Raw genomic sequence first — 13,545 nt, 5'->3', positions numbered from 1 at the left:
CCACGGTATGACACGCAAGCGTCGATCCTTCAGACAAAACACTCGCCCCCGTCAGCGACAATGGATCACGCCCGACCCGCCGACCCGAGCCAGCGAACGAGTGAGCGAGACCAACCCCCGCCCCGAGCACCGGGAGCGCCCGAATCACCAGCCGAGGCGCCGCGGTCACTCTGGCAACCCCCGCCGTGGCCGCTCGGGCGACCCCAAGCGCAGGCCGAACCCGAAGCGCCAGGGCTACCGGCCGCCGTCGCCGGAGTTGATCGCGAAACGGGAAGCCGCCCGCCCGGCCATCTCCTATCCAGCCCAGCTCCCCGTCTCCGCCCGCGCCGAGGACATCGCCGCCGCCATCCGCGACCACCAGGTGGTCATCGTGGCCGGGGCCACCGGATCCGGAAAGACCACCCAGATCCCGAAGATCTGCCTGGAGCTCGGGCGCGGGATCCACGGCACCATCGGGCACACCCAACCGCGCCGGATCGCCGCCCGCACGGTGGCCGAGCGGCTCAGCGAAGAACTCTCCGTCGAGCTCGGCGGCGTGGTCGGCTACCAGGTGCGGTTCACCGACCAGGTCTCGCCGACCACGCTCGTGAAGGTGATGACCGACGGCATCCTGCTCGCCGAGATCCAGCGCGACCCGCTGCTGCACCGGTACGACACGATCATCGTGGACGAGGCGCACGAGCGTTCCCTGAACATCGATTTCCTGCTCGGTTACCTGCACCAGCTGCTCCCCCAGCGGCCCGACCTGAAGGTGATCGTCACCTCGGCCACGATCGACTCGGAGCGGTTCGCGGAGTACTTCAGCACGACCGCCGGCGAGGTTCCGGTGATCGAGGTGTCCGGGCGCACCTACCCGGTCGAGGTGCGGTACCGGCCGTTGGTCCCCGATCTGGAGGACCCCGACGGCGAAGCCTCCTCTCCCGGCGGCCCACCCGAGCAGGGGGTCACCAACGGCGACGAGGCCATCGACCAGTCCACCGGGATCTGCCTCGCCGCCGATGAGCTGATGGCCGCCGGCCCGGGCGACATCCTGGTGTTCTGCTCCGGTGAGCGGGAGATCCGCGACGCCACCGACGCGCTCGCCTCCCACTTCGGGCACCGGTACGTCAAGGCCGGGATGGTGAGGTCCTCCGCCCACGCCGCCGACGCCGTCGAGGTGGTGCCCCTCTACGCACGGCTCTCAGCAGCCGAGCAGCACCGGGTGTTCGAGAAGCACACCACCCGCCGCATCGTGATCGCCACGAACGTGGCCGAGACCTCCCTGACCGTGCCGGGCATCCGGTACGTGATCGACACCGGCACCGCCCGGATCTCCCGGTACTCCAACCGCACCAAGGTGCAACGCCTGCCGATCGAACCGGTGAGCCAGGCCAGCGCCAACCAGCGTGCCGGCCGGTGCGGGCGCGTGGCCGACGGCATCTGCATCCGGCTCTACTCGGCCCGGGACTACGACGGCCGCCCAGAGTTCACCGAACCGGAGATCCTGCGCACCTCGCTCGCCTCGGTGATCCTGCAGATGGCCGCCGCCGGTCTCGGCGAGATCACCCGGTTCAACTTCCTCGACTCCCCTGACTCGCGCGCCATCCGCGATGGCGTCCAGCTGCTGCACGAACTGGGTGCGATCGAACCGACCGCGGACGGCGGCATGAGTCGCCTGACCCGCACCGGCCGCCAGCTCGCGCAGCTTCCGATCGACCCCCGGATGGGCCGGATGATCGTCGAGGCCGCGACGCAGGGCTGCCTGCGCGAGGTGATGGTGATCGTGGCGGGCCTGTCGGTGCAGGACGTGCGCGAGCGCCCGGCCGAGGCGCAGCAGGCGGCGGACGAGAAGCACCGCCGGTTCGCCGATCCGACGTCCGATTTCCTCGCGATCCTGAACCTGTGGCGGTACCTGAGCGAGCAGCAGCGCGACCTCTCCTCCTCGGCATTCCGGCGCCAGTGCAAGGCCGAGTACCTGCACTTCCTGCGGATCCGGGAGTGGCAGGACGTGCACAGCCAACTGCGTCAGATGGTGAAGCAGCTGGGGCTTCCGCTGGGGCACGAGCGGCACGACCCGAGCGAGCAGACCAAAGAACAGGCCGAGAAGAACGCCGACGCCATCCACATCTCCCTCCTCGCCGGCCTGCTCTCCCAGATCGGCTCCTGGGACGAGCGCCGCCGCGAGTACGCCGGCGCGCGCGGCACCCGGTTCGTGATCTTCCCCGGCTCCCACCTGGCGAAGAAGAACCCCGCGTGGGTGATGGCCGGCGAGCTGGTGGAGACCTCCCGCCTGTTCGCGCGCACCGTCGCCCGGATCAAGCCCGAGTGGGCCGAACCGCTCGCCGAGCACCTGGTCAAGCGGGTGCACGCCGAGCCGTACTGGTCCGCCAAGCAGGGGGCGGCGATGGTCAAGGAGAAGGTGCTCCTGTACGGGGTGCCGATCGTGGCCGAGCGGGCGGTCCCGTTGGCGCGGGTGGACCCCGTCGAGGCTCGGGACACGTTCATCCGCCGCGCCCTGGTGGAGGGCGACTGGCGCAGCCGGCACGCCTTCGTGGCCGCCAACGCCGAGCTGCTTGCCGAGGCTGAGGCCGTGGCTGCCCGCGAGCGCCGGCACGACCTGCTCATCGACGATCAGGGCATCTACGACTTCTACGACGCCCGCATCCCCGGGGAGGTCGTCACTGCTCGGCATTTTGATTCCTGGTGGAAGAAGGCCCGGCACGAGTCCCCGGACCTGCTCGACTTCACCATGGAGCTGCTCATCCCCGAGCAGGAGCAGCTGGACGCTGATGCCTTCCCGGACACCTGGCACCAGGGCGATCTCACCCTGCCGCTGAGCTACCAGTTCGAACCGGGCACCGAGAGTGACGGCGTCACGGTGCACATCCCGATCGCGGTGCTGCACCAGGTACGCCCGGACGGCTTCGACTGGTTGGTGCCCGGCCTGGTGGACGAGCTCGTGGTCGCGACCATCCGCGCCCTGCCCAAACCGCTGCGCCGCAACCTCGTACCCGCCCCCGATGTAGCCCGTGAGGCGGTGGCGCGCCTGCCGGAGTGGGCCGAGGTGGCACCGGCCCCCGACGGCGCACCCTCCTTCCTGGATGCCTTCGCCAGGTGCGTGGCCGAGATGCGTGAGGTGACCGTGACCCCGGGCGATGTGGATGCCAGCCGGGTGCCGCCGCACCTGCAGATGACGTTCCAGGTGCATGGAGAGCGCGGTGCCGTGATGGGCACCGGGAACGATCTGGCGCAGCTGCAGCGCCGGCTCGCCCGGGAGTCCGCCGACGCCGTCCGTTCCGCCGTGCGCGGTGCGCTCAGCCAGGCGCGGGGCCCGGTGCCGAAGGAACCGAGCCGTGGCGCCGGCTCGGGCAGCGGGGCCGGCTCGGGCAGCGGGGCCGGCTCGGACCTCACCGGACTGACGCCCGGGCTCGCCGAGGAGTCCGGCCTGACCGACTGGCCCTCGCTGGACCACATCCCCACCTCGGTGACCTCGACAGGGCCCGGCGGGCTCGAGGTCCGCGGATATCCCGCACTCGTTGACGAGCGAGTGCGGGCGATTTCGGCTAAGTCTCAGCAGGTGAGCGAGAAGGCCCGCACTCGCGGAGTGGGGTTGCGGGTGCTGACCGATTCAGCCCACCAGGCCGTGGCCCACCGAGCCGGGGTCCGGGCGCTGCTGCTGGACCGGCTCGCGCTGGCCACGAACCGGGTCACCTCCCGGTGGAGCTCGGCGCAATCCCTGGCACTGGCGGCCAGCCCGTACCCGAGCACCGAGGCCCTGGTGAGCGACCTGCAGCTGGCCGCCATCGGCGGCCTCACCGCCGGCACGGACCTGGCGACCGTGCGCCGTCGGGACGAGTTCGAACAGCTCGTTGCCAGGCTGCGAGACGGCCTGGAGGACGAGGCGCACCGGATCGCGGCACTCGCCGCAGAGATCCTCACTCTCTCGCGCGAGCTGGACGGCTGCATCAAGGCGACCACCTCGATGGCCCTGCTCGATGTGCTCACGGACGTACGGGATCAGCAGCAGGCACTCATCGGCCCCGGCTTCCTCACCAGCACGCCGACCGACCGGCTGCCGCACCTGCCTCGGTACCTGCGGGCCGCCGTCGTGCGCCTGCAGAAGGCCGCGGACAACCCCCGCCGCGATGCCGACCTGGCCTGGCAGCTGAGCGAGCTGTCCGACGCGTGGTGGGCGGCCCGCCGCAGCACGGACGGCGACCCGGTGCGCACCGCCCGGCTGGAGCACGTGCGCTGGCAGCTGGAGGAGCTGCGGGTGAGCTTCTTCGCCCAGCAGCTCGGCACCGCCGAGCCGATCTCGGCCAAGCGGGTGCGCACAGCACTCGCGGCGGTCTGAGCGTCGATCAGCCGGGCTGCTCGGCGCTCCACTGCGACCGGCCGGATTCGGTCGTGGCCTTGTCGGCGTCGTCGACGAATCCGAGCGAGCGCGCCGCGCGAACGGCCTCGGTGCGGTTGCGCACACCGAGCTTGCGGTAGATGTTGCGCAGCTGGGTCTTGATCGTGTTCGGCGAGACGTGCAACGCGGCGGCCATCGCCCGGACCGAGTCGTCCCGGGCCAGCAGAATCACGACCTTGCGTTCCTGAGAGGTCAGCGGCTGCGTCTGGGCGGTCCCGCGCAGGCGGTCCCGCGCCGTCTGCAGGTCGGTCAGGTACTGGCGCGTGGCCTGGTCCACGGTGAGCTCGTCCGCGCGGGCGAGCAACGTCGTCATCGCCTCCAGCCCTTGCCGGGCGAACGGCAGGGAGATGCCGGAGGCCGCACCCAGTACCAGGGCATCCTCGAGGCAGGTGTGCGCGGACCTGTCCTCCCCCAGCTCCTCGTGCGCAAGCGCGAGCAGCACATGGATCCAGACGAGGTGTCGTCCCGCACGTGCACTGTCGGCGTCCCTCGCCCAGGTGAGAGCACGCACGGCCGCATCGGTCTGGCCGAGCTGCATCAGCGCCCGGGCCCGGTACACCTCCACGTAGTAGTGCTCGGGCTCGGTCCCGTGCGCCTCCTCGATCATGTCCAGAGCGCGCCGCGCCTCCCCTGCGGCGAGCAACGCCTCGGTCCGGTAGGAACGCAGTTGCTGCATCTGGGAGTCGGACAGGTGGTCGCGCCGGGAGGAGGCGTCGATGATCGCCAGGTGATTCAACGCGATCCGGGGGGTACGCAGCACGCTGTGGGCGATCACGCGGGCCTGCATGTCGAGCAGGTGCACACCGATCGGGTCGTCCAGCACGGGACTCCAGGGCCGGTCCATCAAGCGCCGCACCATATCGATATCGAGCCGGCTCAACGCGATCGACAGGCGCCACGCCCGGGCCGGCAGCTCCCAGGTGGAGGACTGGATCGGGCCGGACTCGGCCATCAACCGCCACCACGCGGCGGTATCGGAGCTGGCGCTCACGGTCAGCGCGTGCAGCTCGTTCGCCAGATCACTCAGGCGTCGGTCGTGCTGCGCCAACCCACCGGTCCGGGCGCCACGAAGTACCGCTTCGGCAGTCGTTCCTTCGCCGACGCCGATGGCGGTCAGCCCCGTGTGCAGCTGCGCGACCACCCGGTCGCGAGGATCCAGGGTCAGGTCTTCGGCGAGCGCCTGGTGGGTCTGCAACGCCTCGGCATGGTGCCCGTTCGCCCGGTCCATCGCGCCCGAGATCACGTCGAGCATCGGGCCGATCTCCGCTTCCAGCTCGGGCGGGTGATCACCGACCCGGTCGAGCAGGTGCGCGGCGAGCTCTCGATCAGGGTCGGTGACATAGCCCGGGTATCCGTGATGGGTGGCGTCGACGATGGCGCGCACGTGGGCGAGCAGCACACGAGGGTCGGTGCCAGCGTGCACCATCCCACGCAGCCAGGTCCGCACCCGGGTAGCGGGGATGTCGGCGACCGAACGCCAATGCTCGGCGACGAGCTCAGTCGTCAGTGACGGTGTGCGTGCGGTGAGCGCCAGGGCGTCGGCCAGGTGCCCTCGCTCGATCAGTGCCGCGCAGCCCTGCCGTTGCAGCTCGACCACCCGGTCCTCCGGGATGTCGGTGGTCAGGCGGCGGGCCGCTGCACCGCGGATACCGCGAGGGAAACCGAACAGGTCATCGCCCTGCGGCAGGATCAGACCACCGAGCCGAAGCGTGTGCAGGACGGCCGCACCATCCTCGGCCAGGAGGTCCCACAGGACGGCGAGCCCCTGGGCGCTGAAACCGTCCGCGCTGGCGGTGAGCAGCCCGGCCTCCCAGATCGGCCAGGGCATCAGACCGTGGAAGGCGGACGTGGCCAGGCTCGACATCGCCACGTCGCACCCGTCGCGGACCGCTGCCTCGGAGAAGTGCCCGGAACGCTCCGCAGCTCGAAGCACCCCGCTCACGAACGGTGGTTGACCCGCGGTCGCCACCAGCACCTCGCGGCACTCGTTCGCATCCAGGGGAGCTCCCCGCGAGTGAGCGAGCTCGGCCACTTCCTGTGCCGTGAACGCCACCGTTCGACCGGTGATCACCGTGTCCGGACGGAGACCGAGGACGTCCAGCCCGTCCGGCCAGCCCCACGGACTCACCACGAGCAGCACCGCCTGCGGCCATCGCTCCCGCACGTTCCGGATCGCTTCGGCCTCGGCACGTCGGGCAGTGGGGACCGTCAGGACCACCACCTGCGGGGAGGGTGCGTCGTGCTCCGGGAGGACGGTACCGGGGGAGGTGAGACGCAGGACCGGTCCGGTGGCGGCGTCCGCCCACTGTTCAGCGACGGTGGACATCCCGCTGCCGTGCGGACCGCGCAGCAGGACCGTCGCTCCCTGGCGCAACGATGCCCCGAGGCGCACTACCCGCGGCCGGGCGTACACGGCGGGGTCCTCGCCCAACATCCGCTCCCCCCATTCCGGCCGATCGAGCATCGGATCGGCACCGTCCTTTCACCTACGTTCGATCATGGCACCGAGCACCCTGCTGTGCTCGGTCACGGTCCGACCGCCTGTGGTCGCCGTCACCACATGCCTGACCACGCGGGTGATGCGCGGGTGATTCGATGGTGAACGTGGCGCAGAACCCTGGTCCGACCTGTAGTCACGTGTCACTGTAGTCCCACGGCCACAGCACGTTCCGGTGACTCCCCCGCACCTGAGCGTCGTTCGCCGAGAGAGAGGCGCCGCACCTGGTGTGCGGTGCCTCTCTCACTTTCTCAGGGCAACAGCCGCCGCTGTCGTGCCATGCGGAGGGCAGTGGCCCGGTTCGTCGCACCGAGCTTGCGGTAGACCGCTCGGAGCTGGGACTTCACCGTGTTCTCCGTGACGTGCAGCGTCCGGGCCAGCTCACGCATCCTGCCGGTGTGCACGAGCTGCTCGAGCAGCACCTGCTCCCGCGTGCTGAGCGGATTGGCTCCGTACGACAACGCGACGAGGTCGCCGTGTGCCTGGGTCAGCCGGTCGACGTAGGTGCGGACGACGTCGTCGAGGTCGAGCTGCTCGGCCCGCCCGAGCAGCACGGTCAACGTGTCCAGGCCGAGCCGGGCAAACGGGAACAGGAGCACAGAGCGCTCGCCGGCCACGAACGCTGCCTCCAGGCTATGGTCCCCCTTCGCCGTGCAGCCGCGGGCATAGTGTGCCACCGCCAGCATCACCTGCGACCACACGATGAAGCGACCGCCACGTCCCGAGAACGATTGGACGACCGCGTCGAGCTCAACGACCACGTCGTCGTTGTGGCCCAGCGCCAGGAGTGCGCGGGCACGAGCCAGATGCAGCACGGCATTCGCTCGGCCACCGAGCTCGTCCGAGATGACGAGCTGATCCAGCAACTCGAGCCCCTCCTCGGCACGGTCGTTGAGGACGAGGAGCTCGGCATGCGTGGTCTCCAGCAGGCGGCGTTCGAACGGTGAGAGGGCGCGGGGAGCGAGCGCCGCCCGTACCCCGAGTACCCCGTCCAACGCCTCGGCGGCCCGGTGCAGCATACTCAGGCCGAGAGCCTCCGCCTGCACGTGCAGCAGGCCGAGTGCCAGCGGCTCCTGCACGCTGGTGGCTGCGGGGATGTGCGGATCCAGTGCCTGCGTGACAGACACGTCGAGTCGGAGTACGGCGTCGAGCAGGGCTACGGCCCGCGCGGTGATCGACTCATGGGTTCCCTCGCGGTGGGTCCGGTCAGCGCTCCTGCGCCACCACAAGGTCGGGTCGTCCAGGACGGTCCCCATCAACGTCTCCAGGTCCTCCGCCTGGTGCGCCAACCGGGGAGCGCCTCCCTCCCGCGCCCGCACCTGGGCCACCGAAAAACGATGCGCGGCTTCCGGCAGGTGGTCCACGGCCAACGCGCTCAGGCCCGCGTGCAGGTGGACCGCCGCCGGTACCGGTCCGAATCCGCTCGTGGTGGCGGCGAGCAGGGCGTGCTCGCGCTCCGCCTGTTCGTAGTCTCCCGTCGCCCGGTCCAGGGTTGCCCGGAGCATGCGCACCATGAGGCGGACGTTCTCACCCTCGTACTCGGCTGCGCGGCCGAGCAGAGCGTGAGCCCGGTCCACCACGTCTTTCGGGAGGGCACCGGTGTGCCCAGCATGGGTGCGATCTGCCCACGCACGAGCCGCAGCGAGCGCAATCCGGGGGTCGCGAGCGTCCGCGTGCTCCAGAGCGGGTAGCAAGACGGTCACCGGTACCTCCGTGAGGTGCTCCCAGTGGGGTGCCAAGGCCTCGTGCAGCAGTGTCGGTTCGACTCGACCCAGGGTGATGGCGTCGGTCAGCAGGCCCCGCTGCAGGAGGGTCTGCAGCGCACGTGCCAGGGCGGCACGCAGATCGTCTCGACGCGGCTCCGCTGCCTGGCGCAGGGCGTCGCGATAGCCCTGCGGGAGACTGAGCGAGCCAGCACCGTCCCGCTCAGCGATCAGGCCCGACGTGCGCAAGGTGCGCAGGGTGCCCGTACCAGGACCGCAAGCCCAGAGGGCACCCATGGCGGCCGTGCTCAACGGGTCGGCCCGGCCGGTGAGCAGGAGTGTGTCCGCCGCGGCGGGGAGCGAGCCGAGCAGATGATCGACGGCGGCCGTGCACCCCTGGGCGAGGCCCGCCTCGGTCACCTCGCCTGCCTGTGCTGCAGCCCGGACCGAGCGGGCCACGGCGAGGGCCAGACCACCGGTGCTGTGGTGGATGGCGGCGGCTGCCGCCTCGTCGAGCTCAAGTCCCAGCCGGTGCGCCCAAGCGACCACCTCGCGCACAGTGAACTGCAGCTCACTGCCGGAGATCACAGCATCCGGGCTGAGGCCGCTCTCACCGAAGGCGCCTGGCCAGCCGCTCGTGCTGAGCAGAGCCACGACGGCGTGGGGCCACGTCCGCTGGACGGTGCGGACCCGTTCGAGGTCAGTCGCATCGCCATGCAGCCGGATCGCCACAACGCCCGGATCAGACGTGTTCGTCCCTTCTGGTGGACCGACAGCCACGCCTGTGCGTTCGGCCCAATCGAGCAGGGCGGTGCGTTTACCGCTGCCGGGGGGTCCGTCCACCAGGAGGAAGCCGCCCGGACGTACCGTACGTTGGGCGCCTACACGCTCGCGGGGCACCCCCCGGCGACGCATCGGGGCGCTCGAGCCGGCGCGAGGGTTCCCGGCGGCCGCTCGTTCGTCCGAGGCTGTCACGGCTCGTAGCGTAACCGTGGCGGGAGCCAACGCGCTCCCCACGCGTATCGGGTGCCTGGCCCGCCACCGCGGGCACTGCGGTGACGGGCCAGGCGAGTGGCCGCTACCGTCAAAGGGGGAGAAAGAGGCAACGGCCACCGGGATCCATCGGCGGGATCAGCCGATTCGAGAACGGCTCCGATGGATCGTCAGGGCGGCACCCCGAAGGGCAGCCAACCCGGCTTGTGAGACGAGCGGTGCTGAGCGCCACACCGTCATGAGGTCCTGCGTCTCCATGCTGGAATCCCCTCTGATCGGTCCTGCTGGTGACGACCCGCACGGTGCATCGCGTGCCCGGCCCGTGTACAGACCAGTCTGCCGACCGACGCATCGGCGTGTCCGGCCGATCTCAGGTGATCCGCGGGTGATCTGCGGGCCATCCCACCCAGGGTGAGGTGAGGGTGACCCACACCGACCTGCGGACAGCCGACCGAGCGGGGAGGCAGGCTGCCGGATTTGACCTCACATCTCGGTCGACTCGTCCAGCCCGGTGGGTGACGGAGCCGAGATCGATCTCGGCTCCTCGAGCAGCCCACGCGCACGGCCCACGCGCAATGCAGCAACGCGGTTCGAGACGCCGAGCTTGCGGTACACCTGCGCGAGATGCGCTTTGGCGGTGCTCTCCGACACCGCCAACCAGCGGGCCAGGGTACGAGTGTTGGGTGCCTCGTGAAGGAGACGGAGCACATGGCGTTGGCGCTCACTCAGAGCTACTCCGCCGGGTTCACCCGCCACTGCCTCGCGCACCTGGACCAAGCGCGCGACGAAGCGACGTGTCTCGTCGTCCAGGTCCAGGTGCTGGGCCGCACTGATCAGGTCGTCGAGTGACTGCGGTCCCTGCCGGAGGAACGGGAACAGGATCTCCGCCTCGCAGCCGGCCACCAGAGCCATCTCGAGGCAACGATCGGCTTCGTCATCTCGTCCCATGGCCCGGGCAGCCAGGCTGAGCAGCACGTGTGCCCAGCACACGAATCGTCCGCCGGTCCGGCCGATGTCGGTCAATGCCCGGTGCACCGTGGTCGGCACCTCGTCGAACCGTTCCAACGTGAGCAACACCCGAGCGCGGCACAGGGCCAGGTCCAGGGGCGGAGGTCCCGCGATCCCGTCCGGAACCTCGTGCCAGGCCATCTCCTCCAGCACGTCGAGCGCATGCCTCCCGCGACCGGCCGCGGCAAGGAGATCAGCGTGTGCTGCCACCAGCATGCGCCGCTCCCGAGGTGAGGTCGGGCCGATCGTCGCGCGGAGTGCGCCGAGCACCTCGATCCCCTCCTCAGGTCGCTGCAGGGCGTTCAGCGCGAGGGCCTCGATCTGCACCTGGATCAGCGCGAGGGCACGGGGTTCCGCGACGGGCTCCGGGCGGAGCCGCGGTTCGAGGGCTCGCATCCTGGCGATGTCAGCGCGCAGCACGGCGTCCAGCAACAGGAGCTCGCGAGACGGCCCATCTCCGATCGCAGCCGTCGTGCTCGTGCGGGGAACGTTCTGCCGCCACCAGCTGCGCGGATCGTCGTCGATCTGGTTCAGCAAAGCCGCGAGATCCCGCGCGGTGTGGGCGAGCTGTGCGCGCTCCGCGTCGCCCGCACGCAGCATCGCGGTGGTGCAGTGCCCACGTGCTGCCGAGATCCGGGAGGCCGCGAAAGCGCTCAGCCCGGCATGGACGCGGATACTGACCGTGAGCTCGCCCTCAGGTTCTGCGCTTCGGAGCAGGGTCTCGAGGGTGGTCGCGGAGCGGTCCGCGTGGCCGTTCGCACGGTCGAGGATCGCCCTGAGCATGACCGTGGTACGGCGGGCCGACTCGTCGGTGAGGGCGCGCACCGCGGGCCCGTCGAGCAGCGCCTGGGCACGGCTGACGTCCCCCGATGAGACGTGCCCGGAGTGTCCGGTGTGGGTGATGTCCAGGTAGGCCCGGGCGGCCGCGATCGCCAGGTGCGGGTCCAAGCCAGCACGCCTCCCGCGTGCGGAGACTGCCTCCAGGAGCACCGGGGCGGGGACGTCGACGAGCCGCTCCCATCGCTCTGCCACCTGCGGGAGGACGGCTGGGCGTAGCGCTGGGACGCTGGCCATGCAGACAAGATCGTCGTACCGTCCGCGCTCGACCAGCTGGCTCACCGCCCTGGCGATCACATCGTCGCGCAGCCCCGGCTCACGATCTGCCAGCCGCCGGAACGCGTCCCGCAGACCGACCGGTAGCCGCAGCATGTCCAGCGTGTCAGCCTCAACGACCAGTCCGGCACCCCGAAGGCCCGAGAGCACCGCTGGCCCGTCCTGCACCGCCGACCACAGGATCCGCGCCGTGTCCGAGCACCCCCCGTCGGCCAGAGCCAAGAGCAGCAGTGGGCCGAGCAGCTCGGCCGAGTACTCCGCCTGCAGGAGCGCCACCCCATGGTCGCACCCGGAAGCCAGCGCGGATGAGTCCCACCGACCATCACCGGGGGCCGATTCCAGTGCGGCAGCCACGGCGCCGGGCAGCCCGCCGGTGGCCGCGATGACGCGAGCGGCAACTCGATCGGAGATATCGAGCCCGCGCGAGGCCGCCAGCGCCTGGAGGTCCGTTGCGGTGAACGCCAGTGTCGTACCCGAGATCACCCGGTCCGGGGCCAGGTCCGTGGAGCGCCAGCTCGTCGGCCACCCTGCCGTGCTCAGCACGATCACGACAGCCGTCGGCGACTGTGCTCGCACGACTCGAAGGGTGGCCTGGTCCACCGTGTCAGTGCGAACCAGCAGCACCTCGAGTGCGGAGCCCGCGGACGGTCCGCGACGGGCGTGCTGCGCCGACTCGGCCACGGGCAGCCACCGAGCGGACCGGCCACGAGCCTCGAGCCAGCGTTGCACCAGCGTCGCTTTCCCGCCGCCGGGAGGAGCATCGACGAGCACGATCGATCCAGGCGCGGCAAGGTCGAGCTCTGCCATCGCTGCGTCACGGTCCAGCATGATCCGTGCCTCCTCGCGCGAAGCCTCGGGCGGGGCGGTGGCACACAGGCCGGCCCCCGACCTGAACCCGTCTCACCGGGCCACCGATACGGCATCCTAAGACGCACGAGGCCCGCTCCGCGGGGAAACCGTGCAACGCATTCCCCCGCTCCTCACCCGTGCACCGGGGCGATGTCCGAAGGCCCCGCTATCGTCAGCGCCACGAACCACGAGGGAGGATCTATGCACCTGGACGACGTCGCTGACCTCGGGCGGCGGCTGCTTACCGCACACGGCCTGCACGAGTGGACCCTGACCTTCGACTCCGCCCGTCGGCGCGCCGGGCTGTGCCGCTACGACAGGCGCACCATCAGCCTCAGCCGGCACCTGATGCCGCTGCTGGACGAGGTCGCGGTGCGGGACACCCTGCTGCATGAGATTGCGCATGCCTTGGCGGGCCCTCGGAGCGGGCACGGACCCCGGTGGCGGGAGATCGCCGTCAGTATCGGCGCCAGCGGGCAACGCTGCCTCCCCGCAGATGCGCCAGCCCCACCGGCTCCATGGGAGGGAACGTGCCGCGCCGGTCACGTGCACCGACGGTACCGACGCCCCTCCCGGCCGCTCGCCTGTGCGCGATGCGCCCGCAGGTTCGCCCCCGAGCACCTGATCACGTGGCGCTTCCACGGCGAAGAGGTCGACCTCGGTCCCCGTTACCGGACCGCCCTGGCCGAGATCGGCCTACGTGCAGGGTGAAGCTCCCAGGGATCTCCCAGCACCAGCCCAGCCTGTTCGCTGGTTCGGCGAGCGTGAGGTGATCGTCGAACAGAAGGAGATCGCCATGCCGCACCTGCCTGAGCTGAGCAGTTTCCGGAACAGGACGCCGGGATTCGCCACGCCCGCGGCGGGACGTCCCAGCGTGCGACGCCGTCCCGACCGCGATGCCGTGGCAGTCCGTCTCGGCGCACAGGTGTACGGACCTGCCTCCCGCCCAGACGCCAGCACGCCCCGCGGCCCAGGAGTGCTCGGTAGAT

Annotated in this window: 5 protein-coding genes; 2 read left to right on the top strand and 3 right to left on the bottom strand. The window is 70.7% G+C overall.

Features of this window, described 5'->3' with window-relative positions; genetic code table 11:
- Positions 1 to 7 precede the first annotated feature (7 nt).
- Entirely contained in the window at positions 8 to 4,333 is a 4,326-nt protein-coding gene (hrpA, locus tag BLU77_RS15665; RefSeq protein WP_089773995.1) for an ATP-dependent RNA helicase HrpA, read from the top strand.
- A gap of 7 nt (positions 4,334 to 4,340) precedes the next feature.
- Here the strand turns inward: hrpA and BLU77_RS15660 are convergent, their stop codons facing one another.
- The 3 genes from BLU77_RS15660 to BLU77_RS15650 form a co-directional block, all read right to left on the bottom strand.
- Entirely contained in the window at positions 4,341 to 6,857 is a 2,517-nt protein-coding gene (locus BLU77_RS15660) for a LuxR family transcriptional regulator (RefSeq protein ID WP_089773994.1), read from the bottom strand.
- Between the two features lie 284 nt (positions 6,858 to 7,141).
- Entirely contained in the window at positions 7,142 to 9,568 is a 2,427-nt protein-coding gene (locus BLU77_RS22755) for a LuxR C-terminal-related transcriptional regulator (protein ID WP_139177798.1), read from the bottom strand.
- A gap of 501 nt (positions 9,569 to 10,069) precedes the next feature.
- Positions 10,070 to 12,535, bottom strand: a complete 2,466-nt coding sequence (locus BLU77_RS15650; protein ID WP_089773993.1) for a helix-turn-helix domain-containing protein — start codon at positions 12,533 to 12,535, stop codon at positions 10,070 to 10,072.
- A gap of 222 nt (positions 12,536 to 12,757) precedes the next feature.
- On the opposite strand from BLU77_RS15650, the gene BLU77_RS15645 reads away from it, so the two are divergent.
- Positions 12,758 to 13,267, top strand: a complete 510-nt coding sequence (locus BLU77_RS15645) for a SprT-like domain-containing protein (RefSeq protein ID WP_089773992.1) — start codon at positions 12,758 to 12,760, stop codon at positions 13,265 to 13,267.
- Positions 13,268 to 13,545: the final 278 nt, after the last annotated feature.

Origin of the sequence: Ruania alba, assembly GCF_900105765.1 — a bacterium.
GTDB classification, from domain to species: domain Bacteria; phylum Actinomycetota; class Actinomycetes; order Actinomycetales; family Beutenbergiaceae; genus Ruania; species Ruania alba.
The sequence above is the reverse complement of the archived record's forward strand: the minus strand, read 5'-3'. Positions and strand labels throughout refer to the sequence as shown.

What these genes read in the sequence shown, in the direction of transcription:
- hrpA (WP_089773995.1), top strand. Translation starts at nt 8, where the DNA reads ATGACACGCAAGCGTCGATCCTTCAGACAAAACACTCGCCCCCGTCAG.
- BLU77_RS15660 (WP_089773994.1), bottom strand. Translation starts at nt 6,857, where the DNA reads ATGCTCGATCGGCCGGAATGGGGGGAGCGGATGTTGGGCGAGGACCCC.
- BLU77_RS15650 (WP_089773993.1), bottom strand. Translation starts at nt 12,535, where the DNA reads ATGCTGGACCGTGACGCAGCGATGGCAGAGCTCGACCTTGCCGCGCCT.
- BLU77_RS15645 (WP_089773992.1), top strand. Translation starts at nt 12,758, where the DNA reads ATGCACCTGGACGACGTCGCTGACCTCGGGCGGCGGCTGCTTACCGCA.